Origin of the sequence: Convivina praedatoris (genome assembly GCF_933208495.1) — a bacterium.
GTDB classification, from domain to species: domain Bacteria; phylum Bacillota; class Bacilli; order Lactobacillales; family Lactobacillaceae; genus Convivina; species Convivina praedatoris.
In genome coordinates, this window is record NZ_CAKOET010000001.1 from 148,842 (window position 1) to 171,971 (window position 23,130).

The 23,130-nt window shown below is 42.0% G+C and carries 22 protein-coding genes; 17 read left to right on the top strand and 5 right to left on the bottom strand.

The genetic code is table 11. From position 1 onward, the window contains the following. Positions 1–34 precede the first annotated feature (34 nt). The 6 genes from cydD to M4974_RS00770 all read left to right on the top strand — a co-directional run bounded on the left by cydD (position 35) and on the right by M4974_RS00770 (position 9,662). Positions 35–1,765 (top strand): thiol reductant ABC exporter subunit CydD, encoded by a 1,731-nt coding sequence (gene cydD, locus M4974_RS00745; RefSeq protein WP_248705643.1) that lies wholly within the window; start codon positions 35–37, stop codon positions 1,763–1,765. Further along, the gene (gene cydC / locus M4974_RS00750; protein ID WP_248705642.1) at positions 1,762–3,486 is read left to right on the top strand and encodes a thiol reductant ABC exporter subunit CydC; all 1,725 of its coding nucleotides are present in this window, start codon (positions 1,762–1,764) and stop codon (positions 3,484–3,486) included. The genes cydD and cydC overlap by 4 nt, the downstream gene beginning before the upstream one ends. Continuing rightward, positions 3,486–4,112, top strand: coding sequence for a glycoside hydrolase family 73 protein (locus M4974_RS00755; protein ID WP_248705641.1), 627 nt, complete (start codon positions 3,486–3,488; stop codon positions 4,110–4,112). The genes cydC and M4974_RS00755 overlap by 1 nt, the downstream gene beginning before the upstream one ends. Positions 4,113–4,216: 104 nt before the next feature. Continuing rightward, a complete protein-coding gene (gene pcrA / locus M4974_RS00760) occupies positions 4,217–6,454 on the top strand; it encodes a DNA helicase PcrA (protein WP_248705640.1) in 2,238 nt (745 codons plus the stop codon). Between the two features lie 14 nt (positions 6,455–6,468). Then, positions 6,469–8,505, top strand: a complete 2,037-nt coding sequence (gene ligA / locus M4974_RS00765; protein ID WP_371831385.1) for an NAD-dependent DNA ligase LigA — start codon at positions 6,469–6,471, stop codon at positions 8,503–8,505. A 17-nt stretch (positions 8,506–8,522) separates the two neighbouring features. Further along, on the top strand, positions 8,523–9,662 hold the full coding sequence (locus M4974_RS00770; protein ID WP_248705638.1) for a CamS family sex pheromone protein: 1,140 nt from the start codon (positions 8,523–8,525) through the stop codon (positions 9,660–9,662). Between the two features lie 30 nt (positions 9,663–9,692). Here M4974_RS00770 and M4974_RS00775 read toward each other — a convergent pair whose 3' ends face one another. Then, positions 9,693–10,457: a hypothetical protein gene (locus tag M4974_RS00775; RefSeq protein ID WP_248705637.1), complete on the bottom strand. Its 765-nt coding sequence runs from the start codon at positions 10,455–10,457 to the stop codon at positions 9,693–9,695. A gap of 238 nt (positions 10,458–10,695) precedes the next feature. On the opposite strand from M4974_RS00775, the gene metK reads away from it, so the two are divergent. After that, complete coding sequence (metK, locus tag M4974_RS00780; RefSeq protein ID WP_248705636.1) at positions 10,696–11,862, top strand: methionine adenosyltransferase; 1,167 nt, start codon at positions 10,696–10,698, stop codon at positions 11,860–11,862. 40 nt (positions 11,863–11,902) lie between these two features. On the opposite strand, the gene M4974_RS00785 is transcribed toward metK, so the two are convergent. The 4 genes from M4974_RS00785 to M4974_RS00800 all read right to left on the bottom strand — a co-directional run bounded on the left by M4974_RS00785 (position 11,903) and on the right by M4974_RS00800 (position 16,362). Beyond that, positions 11,903–12,793, bottom strand: coding sequence for a hypothetical protein (locus M4974_RS00785; protein ID WP_248705635.1), 891 nt, complete (start codon positions 12,791–12,793; stop codon positions 11,903–11,905). A 53-nt stretch (positions 12,794–12,846) separates the two neighbouring features. Then, complete coding sequence (gene ppcA / locus M4974_RS00790) at positions 12,847–14,364, bottom strand: phosphoenolpyruvate carboxylase (RefSeq protein WP_248705634.1); 1,518 nt, start codon at positions 14,362–14,364, stop codon at positions 12,847–12,849. A gap of 99 nt (positions 14,365–14,463) precedes the next feature. Further along, a complete protein-coding gene (rnjA, locus tag M4974_RS00795; RefSeq protein ID WP_248705633.1) occupies positions 14,464–16,146 on the bottom strand; it encodes a ribonuclease J1 in 1,683 nt (560 codons plus the stop codon). 3 nt (positions 16,147–16,149) lie between these two features. After that, positions 16,150–16,362: a DNA-directed RNA polymerase subunit epsilon gene (locus M4974_RS00800; protein ID WP_248705632.1), complete on the bottom strand. Its 213-nt coding sequence runs from the start codon at positions 16,360–16,362 to the stop codon at positions 16,150–16,152. A gap of 178 nt (positions 16,363–16,540) precedes the next feature. On the opposite strand from M4974_RS00800, the gene efp reads away from it, so the two are divergent. The 10 genes from efp (at position 16,541) to purR (ending at position 23,125) form a co-directional block, all read left to right on the top strand. Further along, complete coding sequence (gene efp / locus M4974_RS00805) at positions 16,541–17,101, top strand: elongation factor P (protein WP_248705631.1); 561 nt, start codon at positions 16,541–16,543, stop codon at positions 17,099–17,101. A 46-nt stretch (positions 17,102–17,147) separates the two neighbouring features. Next, complete coding sequence (locus tag M4974_RS00810) at positions 17,148–17,576, top strand: Asp23/Gls24 family envelope stress response protein (protein ID WP_248705630.1); 429 nt, start codon at positions 17,148–17,150, stop codon at positions 17,574–17,576. Positions 17,577–17,581: 5 nt separating this feature from the next. Continuing rightward, a complete protein-coding gene (gene nusB / locus M4974_RS00815; protein WP_248705629.1) occupies positions 17,582–17,992 on the top strand; it encodes a transcription antitermination factor NusB in 411 nt (136 codons plus the stop codon). 90 nt (positions 17,993–18,082) lie between these two features. Further along, positions 18,083–18,877 carry a TatD family hydrolase gene (locus M4974_RS00820; protein ID WP_248705628.1) on the top strand — a complete coding sequence of 265 codons (795 nt, stop codon included), beginning with the start codon at positions 18,083–18,085 and terminating at the stop codon, positions 18,875–18,877. Next, complete coding sequence (gene rnmV / locus M4974_RS00825; RefSeq protein WP_248705627.1) at positions 18,870–19,439, top strand: ribonuclease M5; 570 nt, start codon at positions 18,870–18,872, stop codon at positions 19,437–19,439. Before M4974_RS00820 ends, rnmV begins: the two co-directional genes overlap by 8 nt. Beyond that, positions 19,432–20,325 carry a 16S rRNA (adenine(1518)-N(6)/adenine(1519)-N(6))-dimethyltransferase RsmA gene (rsmA, locus tag M4974_RS00830; RefSeq protein WP_248705626.1) on the top strand — a complete coding sequence of 298 codons (894 nt, stop codon included), beginning with the start codon at positions 19,432–19,434 and terminating at the stop codon, positions 20,323–20,325. The genes rnmV and rsmA overlap by 8 nt, the downstream gene beginning before the upstream one ends. Before the next feature lie 86 nt (positions 20,326–20,411). Further along, the gene (locus tag M4974_RS00835; RefSeq protein ID WP_248705625.1) at positions 20,412–20,642 is read left to right on the top strand and encodes a Veg family protein; all 231 of its coding nucleotides are present in this window, start codon (positions 20,412–20,414) and stop codon (positions 20,640–20,642) included. Between the two features lie 73 nt (positions 20,643–20,715). Then, a complete protein-coding gene (locus M4974_RS00840) occupies positions 20,716–21,408 on the top strand; it encodes a metal ABC transporter ATP-binding protein (RefSeq protein WP_248705624.1) in 693 nt (230 codons plus the stop codon). Beyond that, positions 21,401–22,192: a metal ABC transporter permease gene (locus M4974_RS00845; protein ID WP_248705623.1), complete on the top strand. Its 792-nt coding sequence runs from the start codon at positions 21,401–21,403 to the stop codon at positions 22,190–22,192. The genes M4974_RS00840 and M4974_RS00845 overlap by 8 nt, the downstream gene beginning before the upstream one ends. 108 nt (positions 22,193–22,300) lie before the next feature. Further along, positions 22,301–23,125, top strand: a complete 825-nt coding sequence (gene purR, locus M4974_RS00850; RefSeq protein WP_248705622.1) for a pur operon repressor — start codon at positions 22,301–22,303, stop codon at positions 23,123–23,125. Positions 23,126–23,130 lie beyond the last annotated feature (5 nt).

The following is a 23,130-nucleotide window of genomic DNA, read 5'->3' on the forward strand; positions in this document are numbered from 1 at the left end:
TACATATTTAGTTAAAAAAGAAATAGGTGATTTCATGTTCGATCGACGCTTATTGGCGCTTCCTAAAATTAAGGTGACCCTCCTTTACTTAATTGTGCTGACTGGTATTCAAGCACTAGCCATTGTGGGTCAGGGGATTAGTCTTTCCCAAGCTTTAGTGTGGCTGTGGGAGGGTAAGGGACTAAGTAGTATTACCATTCCGGTGCTTTTATTTGCTTTGTTTTTTGGGCTACGTCAGTTGCTGGTAGTTGTAAAGAACTATGTTATGGCGAACTTTGCTGATCAGACCGTCGAAAATTATCGGATTGCCCTGCTAGAAAAGTATGCTAAATTAGGCAGTCCGTTAATTGCTAAATTCGGGACGGGTCAGGCAGTAAGCGTACTAGCTGCCGGGTTAGATAATGTGAAAAATTATTTTCAATTAATTTTGATTAAAGTCGGGGATTTATCGATTATTCCTTGGATTGTATTAATTGCAATTACCTATTTTAAGTGGATTCAAGGTTTGTTTTTGCTGCTAATTTTTCCAGTTATTATTATCTTTTTTATTATTTTAGGTTTGGCGGCCCAAAAAAAAGCTGACGATGAGTATCAAAATTTCAAAAATTTAAATAATCGCTTTGTCGATGGCTTACGGGGCTTGCCAACCTTAAAGCAATTGGGATTATCACGAGCCTATGGACAAGAAATTTATCAAATTTCTGAAGATTACCGCAAAACGACGATGCGGACTTTAATTATTGCCATTACCTCAACCTTTGCTTTAGATTTCTTTACCACCTTATCAATCGCTGTTTTGGCGGTTTTCTTGGGGTTGGATTTGTTAAACGGCCGCATGACCCTGTTTCCTGCCTTATCAATCTTGATTTTAGCGCCAGAATATTTTCTACCACTTCGGAGTTTTGCTGATGATTATCATGCGACCTTGGATGGTAAAAATGCCTATGCCGAGGTTTTAGAAGTGCTAGATATGCCGGAAATGACTGACCAAAATCAGTTGCATTTGGCAGAATGGCGGGCGACTAGTAATTTACAGGTAAAAAACTTGAATTTTTCCTATCAGGATCAACCCAATTTAGTTGATTTAAATTTTGATTTACGGGGTTATGAACGAGTTGCAATTGTTGGTGAAAGTGGTTCCGGGAAATCAACGCTTTTGAATCTGCTCGGCGGTCAGTTATTACCACAAGTAGATAGTCAGATTAGCATTGATGGTCAAGAACTACCTCATTTGGCCCAACAGGACTGGCAAAAGCAATTTTTCTATTTGCCCCAAGCCCCTTATATTTTTCATGCCTCTTTAAAGGATAATTTAACGTTTTATTACCCTCAGGCTGACCAAAAAGCCCTTGACTTAGCCATCAAACAGGCTGGTTTAACGGAATTAGTAGCTGAGTTACCTGATGGCTTGGCCACCATTGTTGGAGAGGGCGGTCGTCAATTATCGGGCGGTCAGGTTCAACGAGTTGCCCTGGCTCGAATGTTTTTGGACCCTCGGCGGCGAGTGCTGCTCTTTGATGAGCCGACAGCCCATTTGGATGTTCAAACTGAGTTAGCGCTAAAAGAAAGTATGGCACCACTGTTTGAAGATCATTTAGTCCTGTTTGCGACCCACCGGTTACACTGGTTAAAGCAAATGGACTATGTCTTAGTGATGCGGGATGGTCATTTAGTTGAGCAAGGACAGCCAGCGGTACTATTGGCGCAAGCTGATAGTCAATTAAACGTATTGCGCGATGCCTTGCATCAGGGGGTAAAGCTATGAAAGAACTAAAAAAATTATTAGCCCATGATCACTGGGTTATGCCCTTTCTCCGTCAACAAAAACGTGGTTTGTGGAGTTCGATTGTTTTAGGTTTCATGACAACCTTTGCAGCAGCAGCTTTGATGTTTATTTCCGGCTATTTGATTTCTAGGTCGGCCCAACATCCAAGTAATATCTTATTGATTTATGTGCCCATCGTATTAACGCGTGGATTTGGAATTGCCCGACCCGTTTTTCGCTATGTTGAACGCCTGGTTTCTCATAACTGGGTTTTACGGGTCGTTTCTAAATCACGTCAGCGCCTTTATCAAAGTGCCGCTCGGGGTGCTAGTAGCATCAGAAGCCGGTTACAAACTGGTCAAGTTTTAGGTATTTTGGCCGAAGACTTGGAACAATTAGAGAATTTATATTTAAGAACTCTATTTCCCCTAGGGGCGGGAATGCTTTTGTACCTGATTAGTAGCATTGGGTTAGGGGTGTTTAACTGGGCCTTTATGTTACTGTGGATGCTGGTTTTAGCCTTGATTTTAATTGTGATTCCTTTGGCTAGTTTAACGTTAAATCGGGCGAAAGTTAGCCGTCAAAAAGCTTTACAAAGTGATTTATATACTGATGCAACAGATGCGATTTTAGGCATGCAGGACTGGGTGTTATCTGGTCGTCAGGCAGATTTAGTTGCCAAAGAAGGACAAACAATGCAAAAACTTTCTCGAGTCAAGGGGAAGTTGATGGCTTTTGGTTGGTGGCGAGATTTTACTATTCAACTTTTATCCCTATTACTGATGGTTTTGATTATGATTTGGGCGACGCATCAGTTTGGCCATAGTTTTTTTGCTAGTAATTATATTGCGGCCTTTACCTTGGCTATTATTCCATTAATTGATAGTTTTATTGCGGTTAATCAAGGAGTCAGTGAGTCATCATTTTATGAAGATAGCATTAAGCGTTTGAATGATTTGCCTGAACCCAGTGCAAAGTCAACTGCAGGGATTAAACCCCAAACAACGACAGTCGTTTTTGATCAAGTTTCCTTTGCCTATGGTGATAAATTAGTTTTAAATGACGTATCATTTGACCTATTAGCTGGCCAAAAAATGGCCTTGTTAGGGCCTTCAGGTGCTGGTAAAACGACCATTTTAAAATTATTAGCGGGTGATTTACAACCGATGAATGGTAGAGTTACAATTGGCGGATTAAATCCCAATAAATTAGGTGATGAATTACCAAAAATAATAGCCGTACTTGATCAGCAGTCTTATTTATTTGATACCACGATTGAAAATAATATTCGAATGGGCAATCTAACAGCTAGTCAAGATCAAGTCCAGCAAGCTGTTCAACAAGCTGGATTAGCCGATTTAGTCGCTTCTTTACCACAGGGTTATCAAACTCCAATGCAAGAAGCCGGGCAACGTTTTTCGGGTGGCGAGCGCCAGCGTTTTGCTTTAGCACGGATTTTGCTCCAAGATGCACCAATTGTGATTTTAGATGAACCCACGGTTAGTTTAGATCCTAAAACAGAGGCGGCGGTGTTAACACAAATTTTCACGGCCTTAAAGAATCGTACGATTATCTGGGTAACGCACCACCTAACTGGCATTGAAGCTGTCGATCATATTTATTTCTTAAACGATGGACGCTTTACCATGGCTGGTTCTCCACAAGAATTGTTAGCACATTCGGAAGCTTTTCAACAACTATACGCAATGGATCAATTTTAATGAGCCAAGGGAAAATTCTTAGATTACCTAAAAATAAGAAGAAGCGTCAGCTTTATTTAATTGTGGCCGGTTTTTTATTGGGATTGTTGATTTTAGCCATTTTAACGCCCAGCCAACCTGGCCCTAATCTTAATCCGACTTTAACGGCTCAAACCAAGCAGCATCAGGAATTAATTACTAGCTGGGCTCCCAATGCCCGTCAAATGCAAAAGAAATATGGTATTTTAGCTTCAATCAGTTTGGCTCAAGCTATTTTAGAATCAAATTGGAATCAAAGTGAGTTAGCCCAAAAGTATCATAATTTGTATGGTGTTAAAGCGCATGGCAATCAGGCTAGTATTTTAATCGAAACCAGTGAATATGAGAATGGGCAGTGGCTGGTGATTAAAGATAATTTTGCTGTTTATCCTAATTGGCAGGCCAGCATGGAAGACCATGCCCGTTTATTAAAAGAGGGAACTCCTTGGAATGCACTGCAATACCAGCACGTGATGGCTGCTAAGGATTATAAAAAGGCTGCCCAGGCCCTAGTAGCTGATGGCTATGCCACTGATCCAGCTTATGCTCAAAAGATTATTAATATTATTGAAACTTGGCATTTACAACGATTTGATTTGCCTACTTGAAGTCAGCAAGGGATTTGCTGGCTTTTTTCGATCAAATGCCAAACTGATGTTCGCCCCTGATTATGATAAAATTGAGGATGGAAATTCTGGAATAGGAAGTAATTATGACCGTTGAAAAATTAACTCAAGGAATGAATGATAAACAGGCCGAAGCGGTGGCTATCACGCAGGGGCCTTTGCTAATTATGGCCGGGGCTGGCTCTGGGAAAACCCGGGTTTTGACTCATCGAATCGCCCATTTAGTCGAAGATTTAAACATCGCCCCCTGGCGAATTTTAGCGATCACTTTTACCAATAAAGCTGCTCGTGAAATGCGGGAACGAATCGGTCAATTAGTTGATCAAGAATTAGCTCAGTCCATCTGGGTTTCGACTTTTCACGCCCTTGCCGTTCGAATTTTACGTCGCGATGGGGAACAAATTGGCCTATCTCGTAATTTTACAATTTTAGATACTAGTGCTCAGCGGACGTTAATGAAACGAGTGCTTAATGATTTAGATTTGGATACTAAGCAGTACGATCCCCGTAGTATTTTAGGGACGATTTCCAATGCTAAAAATGAACTAATCGAACCTAAAGCATTTAAAAAACAAGCTCAAAATTACTATGAAGAAACGGTCGCTGAAGTCTATCAAAATTATCAACAGGCCTTATTACAAGCCCAAAGTGTTGATTTTGATGACTTAATTATGCTGACTATCCGACTCTTCCAAGAGGTGCCAGCGGTCTTGGAGCGCTACCAACAACAATTTGAGTACATTCATGTCGATGAGTATCAGGACACCAACGATGCTCAATACCAAATTGTTCATCTTTTAGCTCAGGGTCATCATAATTTGGCGGTTGTCGGGGATGCTGATCAGTCAATTTATGGTTGGCGTGGCGCTAACATGGGCAATATTTTGAACTTTGAGCAGGACTATCCCGATGCTAAGACGGTCATGTTGGAACAAAATTACCGTTCGACACAATCGATTTTGGATGCTGCCAACGATGTAATTAATCACAATAACGAGCGTATTCCTAAAAAATTATGGACTGAAAATGGTAGTGGTGAAAAAATCACCTATTATCGGGCCCAAAGTGAGCACGATGAAGCCGATTTTGTCCTCAGTCAAATTAAAAAACGCCATGACGATGAGCAGGCTTCTTACAGCGATTTTGCCGTCTTGTACCGAACTAATGCCCAGTCACGTGGAATTGAAGAAACTTTAGTCAAAGCCAATATTCCTTATACTATCGTCGGTGGACATAAGTTCTATGACCGGAAAGAAATTTTGGATATTATGGCCTATTTGAGCCTGATTGCTAATCCGGATGATAATGCTGCCTTTGAACGAATTGTCAACGTTCCTAAACGTAGTATTGGGACTACGACAGTCGATCGTCTCTATGCTTTTGCTAATCAAATGGCTTACTCAGCCCTAAAGGCTATTGATAATATTGAATTAGCACCTGATATTCGGGCCAGCAGTGCCACCAAGCTTTTAACTTTTGCAGAAATGATGCATGACTTAAAGCGCCAGGCTGAATTTCTATCAGTTACGGAATTAGCTGAAACGGTTATGGAAAAAAGTGGTTATCGCAAGAGTTTGGCCAGTAAAAGTGATCCTGAAAGTCAATCTCGTTTGGAAAACTTGGACGAATTTTTGTCAGTTACCAAAGAATTTGATCAAAAATATCAAGCTGATGATCCGGATGCCATTGATCCATTGACTGATTTTTTGGGGTCTACAGCCTTAATGTCTGATATTGATAATGTTGGACAAGATGATGGGATTGTCACCTTAATGACCTTACATGCTGCTAAGGGACTGGAATTTCCAGTGGTCTTTTTGATTGGACTAGAAGAAGGAATTTTTCCACTGGGTCGGGCCAGTCAGGACGAAGATCAGCTGGAAGAAGAACGACGTCTAGCCTATGTGGGCATCACTCGAGCAATGCAAAAGCTCTTCTTGACCAATGCCTATTCACGTCTGCTATACGGTCGCACCCAGGCCAATCCACCTTCTCGTTTTATTGATGAAATTTCGCCCAATTTATTAGACCAACAAGTCGGCGGGCAAAATCCTAATCCAGGTCTTGGTCGTCGGTTGCAACAAGCTACCGTTACTACCTATCGGGCTAGTGCTGTCCAAAAAGTAACTCAGGCAACTACGGGGGCTGAAAATACTAGTTGGCAGGCTGGCGACAAAGTTTCCCATAAAAAATGGGGTATCGGTACCGTTGTGTCAGTTAGTGGTAATCAAGATGATCAAGAGCTACAAGTGGCCTTTCCTCAAGAAGGAGTTAAGCAGTTATTAGCCGCTTTTGCGCCCATTACTAAAGTGACGGAAGAGTAGGAGGAATGCGTTTAATGGCAGATAAATTACCAGTTGATCAAATGACGGTGGCCCAAGCGCGCACCGAAATTGCCCAACTACAAGACCTTTTAACTGAATATGGGATTGCCTACTATGAAAAAGATGAACCAGTAGTCGAAGATCATGTATATGATGAGTTATATGCCCGTTTAGTGGCTTTGGAAAATCATTTCCCGCAGTTTATTAAACAAGACTCTCCCACGCAAAATGTCGGTGGGGCTCAGACTAAGTCAGATTTAGCCAAGGTAACGCATCCAGCACCCATGCTATCTTTGGGGGATGTTTTTAGTTTGGCTGAGTTGCAAGAATGGGAAGACCGCACTAAAAAAGCGCTAGATGGCCAACAACCTCAATATAATTTGGAACTAAAAATTGATGGTCTGGCAGTTGCGTTACGGTATGAAAACGGCCGTTTGATTCAGGCTTCGACCCGAGGTAATGGACGTATCGGTGAAGACGTAACCCAAAACGTTAAGACCATTAAGGCGATTCCACAGCAATTAACTGAACCACTAAACATTGAAGTCCGGGGCGAAATTTACATGCCCAAAGCCAGTTTCGTTAAATTAAATGAGGAACGCGAAGCGGATGGGCAAGAACCCTTTGCTAATCCTCGTAATGCGGCTGCCGGTTCCTTACGTCAGTTAAATGCAGCCATTACCAGGTCGCGCAATTTATCCGCCTTTATTTACTACACGGCTGAACCGGAAGTCCTTTCGGCCACTCATCAAGACCAAGTCTTGCAACGTTTTGCCCAGCTGGGCTTACCAACTGATCACCATAACCGAGTCATCGGTAAAATGGCTGAAATCAGTGACTATATTGACGAATATACTCAAAAGCGTGATGGTCTATCATATGGTATTGATGGCGTGGTGGTTAAGGTTAATTCCTTAGATTTAGAATACGATTTAGGAAATACCATAAAAATTCCACGTTGGGCGATTGCCTATAAGTTCCCGCCAGAAGAGGCCACGACCATTGTCCAAGACATTGAATGGACGGTTGGTCGCACTGGGGCGGTGACGCCAACAGCAGTCATGGATCCCGTTTTACTAGCCGGAACGACCGTGCAGCGAGCTAGTTTACACAATCCGGATTACTTAATGGAAAAAGCTATCCGCATAGGCGATACAGTCACGCTCCATAAGGCGGGGGACATTATTCCTGAGGTCGGCCAGGTGGTGCTAAGTAAGCGTCCTAGCGATAGTCACCCCTATGTCATTCCCACGACCTGTCCGGCCTGTCAGGCGCATTTGGTCCATGTCGAAGGCGAAGTAGTCTTACGTTGTATTAATCCGTTCTGTCCAGCTCAAATTCAAGAAGGCTTAACCCACTTTGCTTCACGAAATGCTATGAACATTGATGGCATGGGACCACGCGTGGTTCACCAGCTATTAAACGCCGGGTTTGTTAAAGATGTTGCCTCCATTTACCATTTGGCATTGCCTCAATTATTAGAATTGGATAAATTTAAGGAAAAATCAGCCAATAATTTGTTAACTGCTATTGATAATTCACGGGCTAACTCTTTGGAGCGTTTGCTCTTTGGGCTAGGTATTCGCCTAGTGGGTGCCAAGGCGGCTCAATTGATTGCTCAGCGTTTCCAGACGATGGCTGCTATCGCCCAGGCTTCGGTGGCAGAATTGGCTAGTATTGATGGGGTGGGCGAAGCCATTGCCGACTCAATTGTGCAATATTTTGCTAAACCAGAATCGCAACAATTAATCAATGAATTACAGACAGCTGGCGTTAATCAGGAATTTATTTCGACTCAAACAATCGCCGATGAAAATTCGTTTTTCTATGGTAAAAAGGTCGTACTTACTGGTAAACTAGAGTTTAACAGCCGTCCGGCGGTAACTCAGTGGTTAACTGACCGGGGGGCCAATGTCGTTGGATCAGTTTCAGCTAAAACCGATTTAGTGATTGCTGGAAAAGATGCCGGTAGTAAACTTGAAAAGGCACAAGAGCTGAATATTTTAGTTTGGGATGAACAAGATTTTATAAAGGCCCAGGCAAGTAATTAAGCAAAAAAGGAATCGTCATGCTAAAACGAATTAGTGTTCGCGGATATATTATTATTGCTGTTGGGGTAGTAGCCCTGATTGCGGCAGGCTTATATTTTTTCAATGTGGTACAGGTGACACCAACCACCCAGACGAAAAAAGGGGTTCAATTAACTCAAAATGCTAAAGGCCAGTATCAAACGGTGATTAAAGATGGGCGTTATCTGGTTAGTGCCGCCCGTGGTATTACTGCCACTTCTGAAACTAATACCTTGGATGTGAAAAATTTTGAATCTTCTTTGTTAGATTTATCAAAATCACATTTTAAAACGGGCCGTTACATCTTCCAAGAAGGACAGTATTTGTCGGCTGATAAGGTTTCATCTTTGTTAGCTCGACAAGGGAAAGATCATAGTGATGGTTTAAACCCCGAAGATAACGGTAAGACTGATAACTCACGGGCACCGATTTATGTGCAAACGCTGACGGAACAAGATTTCATGACCAAAGAAGGGGATCAATTGAAACTTTCTGGAATGGTCGTGGGTGTGGCGATGAACTCTCAAGATGCTTACCAAAAAGAGCAGTATGGTAGTACCTACTATCAAAGTATTTCAAAAGAGGATCGGATTGCCTACGGTAAGAAAATTGCGCCTAAGCTATTAAAAGAAATCCGAGCACAAAAGGGTGTAGGTGATAATGTTCCAATCGTCCTAGCGATGTATGAAAATGCTCCTGGAGATTCTCTAGCACCAGGTAGTTTTTACTCTCAAGCCACTAGCCGTAAGGGCGATGATTTGTCCGCTTGGTCTGATATTTCCGAAGAAGCTGTGGTCTTACCTAAGGAATCAACTAGCAGTAGTTCCCTTGGTAATGATGAAAACAATGGATTTACCAACTTTAAAACTGATATTGCTAACTTCTTTCCTAATATTGCTGGAGCAACAGCAGTGGCTCATTATAAGAGCGATAAGTTATCAAGTATGAATGTAACGGTTACCACCCAATTCTATTCCCAAACGGAAATTGATAGCTTTACTAACTATGTGGCCGCTTCTGCATTAAAGTTTCTACCTAACTCAGTGCCAATTCGCATTGTGGTTCAGACAGCTAATGAAATGCAAGCCATCTTGGTTAGAAATAGTGATGATAAAAACTTCACCGTAACAATGTTATAAACAAAAAGGACTTCCAGAGGAAGTCCTTTTTTATTGGTATAAGAGGCAGATTGCTAGCATTAAACAGATAAGGGCACACATCGGTTCCCAGCGTTTAAAATAGCGTTTGCTAAATTGTAATAAGAAGGGCGGTAGGCTGATGAATATGGCTAAAAAGCTACTAAAATTGACGCCGTGGATGACTAGAACAGTCACCCAAAAGAATAAAATTGTGGCTAAGCTAAGTAACCTGCCACGGGCATTTGGTAAAAATAGCGGGGTGAAAAAATATAAAAAGGCAAAGAGCATAATCCAAGATTGATGTAAAAAGAGTTGGGTGATAAAGTTATTAGCCAAAAAATAAATTGAAACTGGAATGGCGTAAGTGGCTAAAACACTAAAAATGAGGAGTCCCAACGCATTTTTAATTTGGAAAATTTTCTGTGGAATCATGAATAAAAAGCAAATAAACAATAGCAACAGCAATAAAATTTCAAATCGGGTTCGAATCTGAGAATTAGCAATTACTAGCATACTTAAAACTAGAAACAGGTAGCTAGCCCGGTGGGTGAAATTACTGCGAATCATCAAGGCAATGGCCACACTGGCACTGAAACTGTATCCGACTAATGGCCAAACATCCCAGTGTTGAGCTTGAGCTAAAAAATGTTCGTAAAAAATTGGCTGTTGCCACCAAATAACATTTAAACACAACACCATGATAATGATTGTTAACCAATGATGTTGTCTGACTGATAAATGTCGGTTGGAGCGACTAGGAATGCGGTTAGTAGAAACTGATTGTGATCGGGGCATTGATTGAAAACCTTCTTAAAGATGACATAATTGCTTTTTTTTATTTTATCATGTAAAATTTTTTAGTGAAATTAAATAGCTATCAAGAGTAGGCGAGTGATACAGCATTAAGACCCTACACCAGCCGGCAATTGCACGGTGGTACTTCTGTAAGATAGACAACTTGTTAAACGCAGCCAGTTGTCTGGCTGCGTTTTTAAATAGCATTTATTTCGACAATTACCTTGGAGGAATTACCATGACAAAATACCATACTTCTGAATCAGTTGCTAATGGGCATCCGGATAAAATTGCCGATCAAATCGCTGATGCAATTCTAGATGCCGTTCTAAAACAAGATCCTAAGGCGCGAGCCGCCATTGAAGTCACTACTTCAACGGGCGATGTTACTATTTTTGGGGAGTTGAGTACCAGTGCCTATGTCAATATTCGCCAAATTGCGACTGATACAATCCGCGCTATTGGCTATGACCGACCTGAGTTGGGCTTTTCAGCTGATTCCATCAATGTAACTAATAAAATTGTTGAACAATCTGGTGATATCGCCCAAGCGGTTGATCAAGCCGAAGATGATCCCGAACAATTGGGAGCCGGTGACCAGGGGATGGTTTACGGATATGCGACTAATGAAACCGATAACTACTTACCGCTGGCCTTGGATTTATCCCACCAATTGATGCGTCAAATTCGCGATGTTCGTCAAAGCGGACAATTAGATTATCTGCGACCCGACGCTAAGGGGGAAGTCGCCATTGAGACCGATGATCAGGGCCACGCGCAACGAATTGCTGCCGTAGTCCTTTCCACCCAACATGCCGAAAATGTTTCGCTGCCACAATTACGGGCTGATATTAAAGCTCAGGTTATCGACCCAGTATTGCCGAGTGATTTACTAGATGATCAAACTAATTACTATATTAATCCCTCTGGTCGCTTTGTTTTGGGCGGACCCCAGGCAGATTCCGGTTTGACTGGTCGTAAGCTTATCGTTGATACTTATGGCGGTGCAGCTCATCATGGGGGAGGAGCCTTTTCTGGAAAGGATGCCACTAAGGTTGATCGTTCTGCTGCTTATTATGCCCGTTATGTAGCCAAAAACCTAGTAGCAGCCGGCCTAGCCGATAAGCTTGAGTTACAGGCTGCTTATGCTATCGGGGTTGCTAAGCCAGTTTCTCTTAATATTGAAACTTTTGGCACAGAACACGTTGATTTGGCCTTAATTGACCAAATTGTGTCAGAATACTTTGATTTTCGACCATTGGCGATTATTAATCAGTTAGATTTACGTCGGCCAATTTATCAGCAAACTGCTGCTTATGGCCATTTTGGTCGAAATGACTTAGATCTACCTTGGGAACGTTTAGGTAAGGTGGATCAGATTAAACAATTATCCCATTTGGCCTAAACAAAAATCACCTACATACGTAGGTGATTTTTTTGTGATTTTAAGACCAAAAAGGATAAGCATAAGAATCAACAGTAAAGGCAAAGGTTCCGGTACCCAATCGTTTCTCATCGGCCATAGCCGTTTGAATATCAGCGATGTGAACGGTAGTCATAGCTGAAACTTCGGTTTCTTCAAAGCCGTGCACCTGGGCGGGCGCTTTTTGACGTTGGAGCTGCCAAAAAGCTAAAAACATCCCAATGAAATTCATTTTATCCACAATTAGAGCCGTAATTTTACCACTATCTGGATGATTAGTTAGGGTAAAGGTTAGGGTTTTACGGTGGCTCAAATAGCGGTTTTTTAAACCTAGATAGGTTGGAAAGGAAGTTTGCAGGTTAAACTGCTCCAACCAACGCCACCAAGAAAAGAATTGATTTAAAAGATTACCCTTGACGGGAAGTTTCGATTCAAATAGATCCAAACTAATACCAACCGTGAGACGATTTAAAAAGTATCGGTCGGATTTTTGGGGTAGAGCACCAACTACATGAGCCAGATATTGGGTGTGTGACTGCTTAACTTGTAGTAAAGATTGGCTTTGTGTAATTAAGGGGTTGGGTTGATTAGTAGCTTCGGGTTCAATCGTGGTTGGAAATTGAAGATGAGCTATTGGCAATTGATAGGTCCTTTTAGCAGCAATCAGACCATTGATAACTTCGGTCAATAGGGTGGCAGAACCAATCACTAAAACAACTGCTGAATCAGCAGTTGTATCAGGAATTTGGCGTCCCAATCGTTTGGCCCAAAAAAATGGATTCGTGTCATCAGTCATTTGGGTCCAAGAACCTAAGCGGTTTTCTTGGGTAAATATATTTTGAATTTGCGTCAGCAAGGAATCTTGTGTGTGCTCAGATTCAGAATTGCTGTATAGTACATAAAAATTCTGCATGATAGTTTCCATTTGGTAGTTAAAGGTAGTCTTTTGAAAGTACCGACTTTATTTTAACCTAAGAAATGTCGTAGTTGAGCCATTGAGTTAATCAAGGCGGTTAGGGCAACGGGTGCACTGTGCTGGAATTGCACGACTTGTAGGGCAATTTCATGATGCTGTTGCTCTTCTAAGGTTTCTGGTTTAATTTCAAAGTCAAAGAGCTCTTGCAAAAACAAAATATCTTCTTCAACCTCGGCCCAGGCGGAACTATGGGTTTTTAAGATTGCCAGTGCGTCTAGGTTAACAAAGCGAGCCAGTTCCGTAAAGTCTTTTTTCATACTTGGATAGTGCCGGACCAAAGTGGATAGATGGGTTGCATCTAAGCTTTGAAGCGCACGTCCAAAGCCAATAAATTCAGGTGGGACGCCAATTGAGTAAAAGGCACCAGTAAAATTAATGGCTCGGGGAAGCTCAATATTGTCAACTGAGCGTGAATAACCTAAGACCCCGACGTGCTGACGGCGATCACGTCGTTTTGGAAAGGCCTTAAAAATAGGTTGCATATCGGGAATTAACTGATCAAGTGTAGCACGATAGTATTTGGTTGATTTTTCGGCTACTTCAATTAATAATTGCTCATCGCTGTCATTAATTTCTAGAGGCTTAGCCTGTGGTAAATGCTCTTTGAGGTAGGCAATACCCGCTTGAGCTTCGTCGATTGGAAAATCATAACGAAAGGCTGATTGCACCGTGGCAGTTCGAACGCCAGGGAACTCTGTTAAATAACGTTCCACTCGGCGAGGAGAGAGACCACCACGGAAAATTGGCGAGCCCGTTCCTGAAATTGGATAGATTGCAATACCTTCTTCTTCGGCAAAGCGATGCAGGCGGGCCAAAGCGAGTTTGTTACCAACAATGGAACTCATAAAACCGGCTGATAAAGCCGAATCAGATCCGGCTAAGAAAACTCGAAGATATTTAGGCCGGAAACCAAAGTGCTTTTCATGTAAGCGTAAATATTCTTTTAAAATTTCAGGAGCGTGGTATTGGGTTTCAAATTCCTCAAATAAAGGAATCATTTCAATGTAAGGTGTATTAGCCTCAGAAGGTGTAAAGGTTGAAGATTTAAATTGAGCCAAGCGTTGAAAGAGGTCTTGCATCTCAATAATTTGATCAGCTCGCTTAGCCATCGGTAAAATTGCTTCAAAGAGGGGTCGTTGATCAAAACCAAGATCATGGGCAAAATCTTCAGAACTCAAAAAAGCGGTCATGGCTTGCATGAGGTTATAGCCCTTTTCTTCCCATATGTTAGGGAAACGGAAGGTTAAAAATTTGTCACGTCCTAATTGATGATCTTTAAAATACTCATAGTGGGTGGAAAATAGCCGATCAATAACGGCGGCATCAGCATGCTTACCCTCCCAATCCCACATATATTCTTCAATGTCTAAAATTTTAAAATTTTCAAAGGCTTCTCGTGTTTCACGGTAAGCGCTGATGAAAGGCTGTTGGGAACTGTCCCAGAAAGGTGCATTGGCATTATCAGGATGCTGCGTACCCATTACGGCCGGAATATGACGATCACTCATAGGAAACTCCTTTACAAATAACTTCATTGATTTGCATCAGTTCCAATATACCAGAAAGTTATAATAAAAAGTATGCTCTAAGTGATAGAGCATACTTTCTTAAATCATTATTAACATTGGTAAAATCATCGGTTTACGAGCAGTTTCCCGATGGAGATAACGAGCTAAGTCATCAATAATGGCTTGACGAATTTCAGACTCGTTGGGATTTTTGCCATTCATCACGCGACGAATGGTTGAAAAGATTACCCGACGACCTTCATTAATGAGGTCACCAGATTCACGCATGTAAACAAATCCGCGTGATAAGATGTCTGGCCCAGATAAGATTTCCTTGCGTTTGAGGTTAATGGTGGCAGTGACAATCACCAAACCATCCTGAGATAGCTTTTGGCGATCATGTAAGACCACCGAACCAATATCACCAATACCAGAGCCATCAATATAGGTATCTTCGGCTGGGAAATGGCCAGCAACTCGAGTACTTTCACCATCAAGAGCCAAAACATCACCATTTTGTAGGATAAAGGTATGGTCGGTTGGAATATCAAGTTCGTGGGCTAAGCCAGCATGAACTTTTAACATCCGATATTCTCCGTGAATGGGCATGAAGAACTTAGGTTTCATCAAGGCCAACATTAACTTTTGCTCTTCTTGGCCACCGTGACCAGAAGTATGAATGTTATTAAGTTTACCGTGAATAACATTAGCGCCACCTTCTTCTAGCTTGTTAATAACAGCGTTAACTGAAGCTGTATTACCAGGAATAGGAGAAGAGGAGAAAATCACGTTATCTTTAGGCTTTAACTTAATTTGCTTATGACTACCTTCAGCAATTCGAGCCAGGGCCGCCATTGACTCTCCCTGGGAACCAGTTGATAAAATTAATAGTTCATCATCTGGTACGTTTTTAATTTGGGATTGTTCTAGTAAATATTCATCAGGAATATTTAAGTAGCCTAGGGCACGGCCATTGGTCATGGCTGATTCCATAGAACGACCGAAAACAGCAATTTTACGACCATGGGCAATAGCTGCATCGGTTGCCATTCGGATTCGATTCATATTGGAAGCAAAGGTCGCAAAAATAATTCGACCATGCTGTAACTGATCAAAAATCCGGTTAACCGATTTAGCAACCCAAGCTTCTGACTTAGTCCATTCTGGTCGTTCGGCATTGGTGGAATCACTTAATAGAAGCAAAACACCATCATGACCGATACGAGCCATGGACCAAAGGTTAGGTGGCTGCTTAGTAGTAGGAGTTAGGTCAAACTTGAAATCACCGGTTTCTACAATGGTACCGACCGGTGTGTGTACGGCTACGCCAAAGACATCGGGGATGGAGTGGGTGGTGCGAAAAAATTCAACACTCATTTTGTCAAAATCAATCACACTACCGTCGGCAATTTCGTGTAATTCGGCTCGATTAAGTAATTGCTTTTCTTCTAGCTTATTACGAATTAAGGCCATGGCCAGTGGGCCAGCGTAAACAGGAACATTAACAGCTTGTAAAAAGTAGGCAATGGCACCAATATGGTCTTCGTGTCCGTGAGTAATTACCAGTGCCTTTACCTTGTCAATGTTGTCAACGAGATAAGTATAGTCAGGAATAACGTAATCAATTCCTAAAAGTTCATCTTCCGGAAATTTGATACCGGCATCCACAACAATAATTTCGTCTTGGTATTCAATGCCATAGGTGTTTTTACCGATTTCACCTAGACCACCAAGTGCATAAACGCCGACTTCGTTAGATTTAATGTCAACTGAATATGTCATATGTTAAAAAGTTTTAATCTCAAAGTCAGGACCAGCTTGCTCGTAAGTTAGGGCCTTATCTGAGAGTTCTTCGATAAATTCGATGTTGTAATCAGTATTCTTTTGAACGATTTCGCGGGCATGCGCTAGACTTTCAGCTTCAATGTAAAAAGAGTGTGTGTCTTCACGCTTGGGATTGCGATCGATATCATCCTGGTAATAAATTTTAAAAACCATAATGTTCCTCCAATAATATTTTTTTGTTTGTCACGAACGAAAACCTTAAGAATAAGTATACCATATTTAGGGGTGAACTGGTCTGGACATCTAAAAGAACAAGGCGGTTATTGCTGGCAATTGAGCTGGTTTCTGCTATAATGGAAGTTAAACAATGAATTGAAGAGGATACTAACTCATGGCAATTGGCATGAATGATTTAAAGACTGGTTTAACAATTGAATATAACAACTCGATTTGGCGAGTTATTGAATTTCAACACGTTAAGCCTGGTAAGGGAGCTGCCTTTGTACGGTCAAAGTTAAAGAACCTACGGACTGGAGCAGTCAACGAAGTAACTTTCCGTCCTGGTGATAAGTTTGAGCAAGCCGAAATTACGACGCGCCCAATGTCGTATTTGTACGCTGAAAATGGTGGCCGGGTCTTCATGGATACTGAAACTTATGATCAGATTAATATCAGTGATGATCACTTGCAAAATGCTTTGAAGTTTATGCTTGAAGGTATGGAAGTTAAGATTACTATGTATGGTAGTGAAGTGCTTGGTGCCGAATTACCATCCAGTGTTACGCTTAAGGTTACGGAAACACAACCAGGAATCAAGGGGGCTACAGCCACTGGTAGTGGTAAGCCTGCTACAGTTGAAACTGGGGCGACTATCACAGTGCCTGATTTTGTTAACGAAGGTGATACCATCATTGTTAACACTGAAGATGGTTCTTATAAGGGCCGGGCATAAAGTCGGCCTGGAAAAATTACATTGATATTGGGCGGTAAGGCGGAATATGACAGTAAATAAGAATTTTGTCTTGGCAACCAGTAGTTCGGTTGCTGGTCAAACGATGATTACACCAGAAGTGTTAGAGATTATTGCCCAAAAGGCTACCCAAGATGTTGAAGGTGTATTTTCAATGCGGGGTAATCTAACTGATCGTGTGGTTCGGGCATTTGGCTCATCAGCACGTGGTAAAGGGGTTCAGTTAACCAATAACGATCAGGGCTTAGAAATTTCAACCTATGTATTTTTGAAGTATGGCGTTACAGTGCCACAAGTCGCTCTAAATATCCAACGGGCTGTCATGACTCAAGTAGCTTCGATGACTGGTTTAGTTGTTAATCAGGTTAATGTTCACATTAGTGGCATTATCCCCAATCGCTATGAACACGGCATTGATCCTGATCACATGTTTGACCAAGCAGAGGATGGGGAGTGAAAAGCATGACTGTAATAAGCCGACACCGTGAGCGACAAGCGGTGTTTCAAATTCTCTTTGCAACCGCTAAAGAAGTACCGCAAGAAGATCAACTTGATGGTTTATACCAAATGGTGCTAGGTGATGAAGAGTTTGATAGTTTCTTGCCCCAATTTATCAATGGTGTTTTGGGGAGTCAGCGCGAATTAGATCAAGCCATTAGTCAACATTTAGTTGACGGCTGGAGTATCAAGCGAATTAGCCGTGCTGATTTAGTTATTCTTCGCATGGCAGTTTATGAGTTACTTTATATGCCAGAAATACCCTACAAGGTAGCAATCGATGAAGCGATTGAACTGGCAAAAGAATTTGCTAATCCAGATGATGCCAAGTTCGTCAATGGGATCTTAAAGCACTTTGCCCGAGTAGAAAAATAAGTTAGGATCGCTAAGCGGTCCTTTTTTATTGGAAAAAATGGATGTGTTACAATTGGATGTTAGTGAATATTAAAAGTAAGGAAGATAACAATGGCCATATATGATCCTACCAAACGACCTGCTCCAACCTATGACTCTCATACTCACTTAAATGATGATCAACTTTATATGGATGTGCCCGCTTACGTCGGCCGAGCCCATGAATTTCAGGTGATGGAGATGAATGTGGTTGGTTACAATCAGCAAAGTAACCAGCGTGCCTTAAAAATTGCTCAAGAATATGAAGGAATTCGAGCGGTATTGGGTTATCAACCCGAAGATACGCCGGATTTTGATGAAGCTGCTTTGGCCGAACTTGATGCTGCTCTAAGTCAAGATCAGGTTGTTGGCGTTGGTGAAACAGGTCTTGATTATCATTGGGATACTCCAGTTGAAATTCAAAAAAAGGCCTTTATTCAACATATGGCATTAGCTAAAAAACACGATTTGCCGTTGGTTGTTCATAATCGTGAAGCATTTGATGATGTCTTAGCTATGCTTAAAGCTGGCGGAATTACCCGGGGAGTGATGCATAGTTTTTCAGGAACACCCGAACAGGCGCAAGCCTTTGTCGATCTTGGTTTTTATATTTCCTTTAGTGGCGTGGTATCCTTCAAAAAGGCTGAAGAAGTTCGGGAGGCTGCTCAAGCTGTGCCGTTAGACCGTATTTTAGTGGAAACTGATGCTCCCTATTTAGCGCCGGTACCCATGCGTGGCAAGCTAAATGAGCCAGCCTTTGTTAAATATGTTGTGGATGATTTGGCAGAAACTTTAGGTATGAAAGCGGATGAATTAGCTGAAACTACCCGTCAAAATGCCCGTCGTCTTTTCCTAAATCATGACTGATACTCTTAATGTTAAAGAATTCATCGTGGTCGAGGGGCGGTCTGACACCCAAAATCTACGCCGTTTAGGGCCGGTTGAGACGATTGAAACCGGTGGCAGTGCTTTAAATCAAGCCACGATTCAAACCATTAAGCATGCAGTGGCTACTCGTGGAGCAATTATATTTACGGATCCAGATTTTAATGGCGAACGGTTGCGACGCCTTATCACTCAGCAGGTACCTGGGGTTAAACAGGCCTATATCAGTCAGGGACAAGGTCGAGCGCAGCGGGATAATCCGCATAAGTCTTTAGGGGTAGAGCATGCCAGTTTATCGGTTTTAAAAAAGGCCTTACAGCAGGCAGCTAGTTTTAATCAACAGGCATCGTCTGATGTGACGCTTGTTTTTTTACAAGAACTGGGCTTGATTGGAGGGCCATTAGCAGCTCAATATCGTCAAGAGCTGGGAGTTGCGTTAAAAATTGGTCATACCAATGGCAAGCAGTTATACCGAAAATTACAGGCCTTTGGCATTAGCCAAGCTGAAGTATTAAGGGTCATGAAAGGAATTTACAATGGTTGAACCATTAGACATCGCTACGCCAACTAGGACACAGGCGATTTTAACCAGTTATGGCTTACGGGCTAAAAAGAAATTCGGTCAAAACTTTCTAACTGACTTAAATATCATCGATCGTATCATTGATACGGCTGATTTAAGTGATGACGATTACGTCATTGAAATTGGGCCGGGGATTGGTGGTTTAACCGAACAATTAGCCCGTCAAGCCAAGGCTGTTTTAGCGGTTGAAATTGATCCAGAAATGGTTCGTGTCTTAAATGACACTTTGAGTCCCTATGATAATATTACGGTTATTGAAACCGATGTCTTAACGGTGGATTTAAAAAACACAATTCAAAAACAGTGGGGCCAGGTGCCTGCGGTTAAAATTGTAGCCAACTTACCCTATTACATTACGACGCCGATTTTGATGCAGCTCTTACAAGCTGGCTTATCCTGGGACACGATGGTGGTCATGATGCAACGTGAAGTGGCCGATCGCCTCACGGCACCAGTCGGGACTAAGGAGTATGGCGTTTTAACCGTCATGATGGCCTATTATGCACAAGTACAACTGGCAGTTAAGGTTCCAGCTACTGCCTTTAATCCAGCGCCCCGTGTCGACAGTGCCGTTGTGCGCCTACAACCTAAAAATCATCCTTATCAGGTCCAACAGCCGAAAGAATTATTTAACCTTGTTAAAATTTGCTTTGCCCACCGACGGAAAAGTTTGTGGAATAATCTGCTCCAGGCCTTTGGTAAGGATGCTGAGGTGAAAGAGAAATTAACCAGTGCGCTGGCTGAGGCGACAATTGAACCAGGTATTCGGGCTGAACGGTTAGATTTAGAGAACTTTTACCAGTTATTTTTGGCATTAAAAGCTCAAAATATTAAATTTAGGTCTTGACAGATTAGCCCTTAGTTGTTCTAGATTTGGATTTTTCCAGTAATTATGATAAAATGTAAACGATGGCACTGGAAAGGTGGTTCACTATGGCAACTTTAGCAGAAATTAAATCGCGCCTTGACGCGCATATTGGCGAGAAAGTTACAGTTATTTCACAGGCAGGCCGGAAAAAAGTTACAGAGCGCTCTGGCATTTTACGGTCAACCTTCCCATCACTTTTCGTAGTTGAGTTAAGTGATGATTCACAATTTGATCGTGCTTCATACAGTTATGCAGATATTTTAACGCACAGCGTAAACATTACTTTTGCTGATTAAGATTACATAAAAAACCCGGAAGGGTTTTTTATTATAGTTATTTTTACTTGAGAAATTTGGATTGGAGTTTTGCATGGACGTGATTACTGCCAAGGATTTAACCGTTAAATACGGGGAAAAAGTCATTTTACACGACGTAAATGTCACCATACCCCAGCAAAGTTTTGTGGCAATTTTAGGTGAAAATGGAGCTGGGAAAACAACCCTCATTAAAGCCTTATTGGGGCAAAACCGCTCAATTACGGGCCAGTTATCCACGCAGGCCCGTCAAATTGGCTATGTTCCCCAATTTCGAAGCATTTCGCGGGACTATCCACTCAGTATTCGTTCCTTTGTGGGGTTGGGTTTTAATCATGGTTGGCAGCCTTGGTATTGTGCTAGCGAAAAACAGGCCATTACTAGAGCGATTGCCGAAGTGGATTTGACTGATTTGGCCGATAATCGTTTGGGACTGGTTTCTGGTGGGCAAAAGCAGCGGGCCTTTGTTGCCCAAGCCCTAGGACAGGAACCGGATTTATTAATTTTGGATGAATCCACCGCTAGTTTAGATGCCCGCCATAGTATTGAATTGGTGCAAACCATTGTTAAATTACAACAAAAACACCAAATGACCGTGCTTTGGATTACTCACGACACCAGTTGGGTTAAAAAATACGCCGATTATTTTTTATGGGTTCACGACCAACAGGTAACGGCTGGACCAATTGACCAGTTACCAGCCAATGCAATTAGCCATGGACAGGAAGAAGAGGTTCATAATGTTTGAATATGCCTTTATGCAAAATGCTTTTTTGGCAGGGACAATTGTTAGTATTATCGCAGGCATGGTGGGCACTTTCGTAGTTGCGCGTAACTATGCTTTTTTGACTCATTCTTTAAGTGAGATTGGTTTTGCTGGGGCCGCTTTTGGTTTCTGGATTGGATGGCCGGCCTTGTTGGGAATGATGTTAGCGACTGCGATAGCATCACTTTCAATTGGGGCTTTAGAAGCGAGCTATACCAAACAAGATAATATAACCAGTGCGGTATCTGCTTTAGCAATTGGCCTTGGAATTTTATTTTTGGCCTTGGGACACACCTCCACTAGTGCGGCAACGGGAATTTTGTTTGGCTCGGTGTTGGGAATTAGTCATCAAGATTTGTTGATTTTAATGATTTTGGCAGTCTTTGTGTTAGTTTTGCTGTTGACTAATTTCCGGTCACTACGGCAGTTATCATTTGATGAAGCAGGCTTATTACATAAAGGTGGTAAAAATCGTCTAAGTCGCTATTTATTTTTAATTATTATTGCTTTGTCGGTTAGTATCTCTTCGCAATTGGTCGGCTCTTTGTTAATTTTTGTTTTGGTCACTTTGCCTGCTGCTAGTGCCAAATATTTTACCGATACAGTACCGAATTTGATGTCTTTAGCCATTATCTTTGCCATATTTGGAACCTGGATGGGCCTCACTTTAGCCTATCTAACGAATTTACCAAGTAGTTTTTTTATAGCCGTGATTGAAGTTGCAATTTACCTGGGGGCTTTGTGGCAATTTAGAATTAGTCAGTGAAAATGAAATATCCGAACGTTCGTTTTATTCTTTAATTAAAATGATATAATTACCTGTACGCTTATTAACTATAAGGAGGTAAGGTGCTGATTTAGCATCATTATCATCATGAAAACAAGACGATCCGACCGTTTGGTCGATATGGCGCGGTACCTATTAGAGCATCCGCGTCAGTTGATTTCTCTATCTTTTTTTGCTCAGCGATATGAGTCAGCTAAATCTTCAATTTCCGAAGATTTAAGCATTATTAAGCGCACTTTTGATGAAAGAGGAACTGGCCTTTTACATACGGTTCCTGGAGCAGCCGGTGGGGTGCGCTTTATTTCGGCTATGTCACAGGCTGAGGCCCAAGAATTTGTTGCTGGTCTTTGTACGATGGTGGCCGATGCCACTCGGGTTTTACCGGGGGGGTACGTTTATTTATCCGATATTTTAGGTCGTCCTGATATTTTGCGACCAGCCGGGCGTTTAATCACTAGTCAGTATCTTGACTGTGAAATTGATGCGGTTATGACGGCTGCTACCAAGGGGATTCCTTTGGCCCAGTCCGTGGCTGAGGAACTCAATGTACCCTTTGTGATTGTCCGTGATGATGCCAAGGTCACTGAAGGGCCAATGGTCTCAGTTAACTACCTTACCGGTTCAACGAAACGAGTTGAGAAAATGGCCCTATCACGGCGTTCCTTAAAACCAGGGGCAAGGGTCTTAATTGTCGATGACTTCATGAAGGCTGGTGGTACGATTCAAGGCATGCAGACGCTGGTGCATGAATTCGATGGAACTGTGGTTGGAACTGCGGTTTTTGCAGAAGGTCGTTCAACGGTTCGTTTGCTGGATAATTTTACGTCGCTTTTGCATGTCGAAACTAATCTAGCGAATGGGGAACCAATTCGGGTTAATCCGGGGAATTTTGAACAAGAGATATATCAATAGGAGTT

Bases quoted from the DNA above. Each gene is read 5' to 3' on its own strand.
- M4974_RS00840 (WP_248705624.1), top strand. From the start codon at position 20,716: ATGGACGTGATTACTGCCAAGGATTTAACCGTTAAATACGGGGAAAAA.
- rnjA (WP_248705633.1), bottom strand. From the start codon at position 16,146: ATGACATATTCAGTTGACATTAAATCTAACGAAGTCGGCGTTTATGCA.
- ligA (WP_371831385.1), top strand. From the start codon at position 6,469: ATGGCAGATAAATTACCAGTTGATCAAATGACGGTGGCCCAAGCGCGC.
- M4974_RS00755 (WP_248705641.1), top strand. From the start codon at position 3,486: ATGAGCCAAGGGAAAATTCTTAGATTACCTAAAAATAAGAAGAAGCGT.
- M4974_RS00845 (WP_248705623.1), top strand. From the start codon at position 21,401: ATGTTTGAATATGCCTTTATGCAAAATGCTTTTTTGGCAGGGACAATT.
- purR (WP_248705622.1), top strand. From the start codon at position 22,301: ATGAAAACAAGACGATCCGACCGTTTGGTCGATATGGCGCGGTACCTA.
- M4974_RS00835 (WP_248705625.1), top strand. From the start codon at position 20,412: ATGGCAACTTTAGCAGAAATTAAATCGCGCCTTGACGCGCATATTGGC.
- cydD (WP_248705643.1), top strand. From the start codon at position 35: ATGTTCGATCGACGCTTATTGGCGCTTCCTAAAATTAAGGTGACCCTC.
- M4974_RS00770 (WP_248705638.1), top strand. From the start codon at position 8,523: ATGCTAAAACGAATTAGTGTTCGCGGATATATTATTATTGCTGTTGGG.
- metK (WP_248705636.1), top strand. From the start codon at position 10,696: ATGACAAAATACCATACTTCTGAATCAGTTGCTAATGGGCATCCGGAT.
- M4974_RS00810 (WP_248705630.1), top strand. From the start codon at position 17,148: ATGACAGTAAATAAGAATTTTGTCTTGGCAACCAGTAGTTCGGTTGCT.
- pcrA (WP_248705640.1), top strand. From the start codon at position 4,217: ATGACCGTTGAAAAATTAACTCAAGGAATGAATGATAAACAGGCCGAA.
- M4974_RS00775 (WP_248705637.1), bottom strand. From the start codon at position 10,457: ATGCCCCGATCACAATCAGTTTCTACTAACCGCATTCCTAGTCGCTCC.
- efp (WP_248705631.1), top strand. From the start codon at position 16,541: ATGGCAATTGGCATGAATGATTTAAAGACTGGTTTAACAATTGAATAT.
- rsmA (WP_248705626.1), top strand. From the start codon at position 19,432: ATGGTTGAACCATTAGACATCGCTACGCCAACTAGGACACAGGCGATT.
- nusB (WP_248705629.1), top strand. From the start codon at position 17,582: ATGACTGTAATAAGCCGACACCGTGAGCGACAAGCGGTGTTTCAAATT.
- M4974_RS00820 (WP_248705628.1), top strand. From the start codon at position 18,083: ATGGCCATATATGATCCTACCAAACGACCTGCTCCAACCTATGACTCT.
- M4974_RS00800 (WP_248705632.1), bottom strand. From the start codon at position 16,362: ATGGTTTTTAAAATTTATTACCAGGATGATATCGATCGCAATCCCAAG.
- M4974_RS00785 (WP_248705635.1), bottom strand. From the start codon at position 12,793: ATGCAGAATTTTTATGTACTATACAGCAATTCTGAATCTGAGCACACA.
- cydC (WP_248705642.1), top strand. From the start codon at position 1,762: ATGAAAGAACTAAAAAAATTATTAGCCCATGATCACTGGGTTATGCCC.
- rnmV (WP_248705627.1), top strand. From the start codon at position 18,870: ATGACTGATACTCTTAATGTTAAAGAATTCATCGTGGTCGAGGGGCGG.
- ppcA (WP_248705634.1), bottom strand. From the start codon at position 14,364: ATGAGTGATCGTCATATTCCGGCCGTAATGGGTACGCAGCATCCTGAT.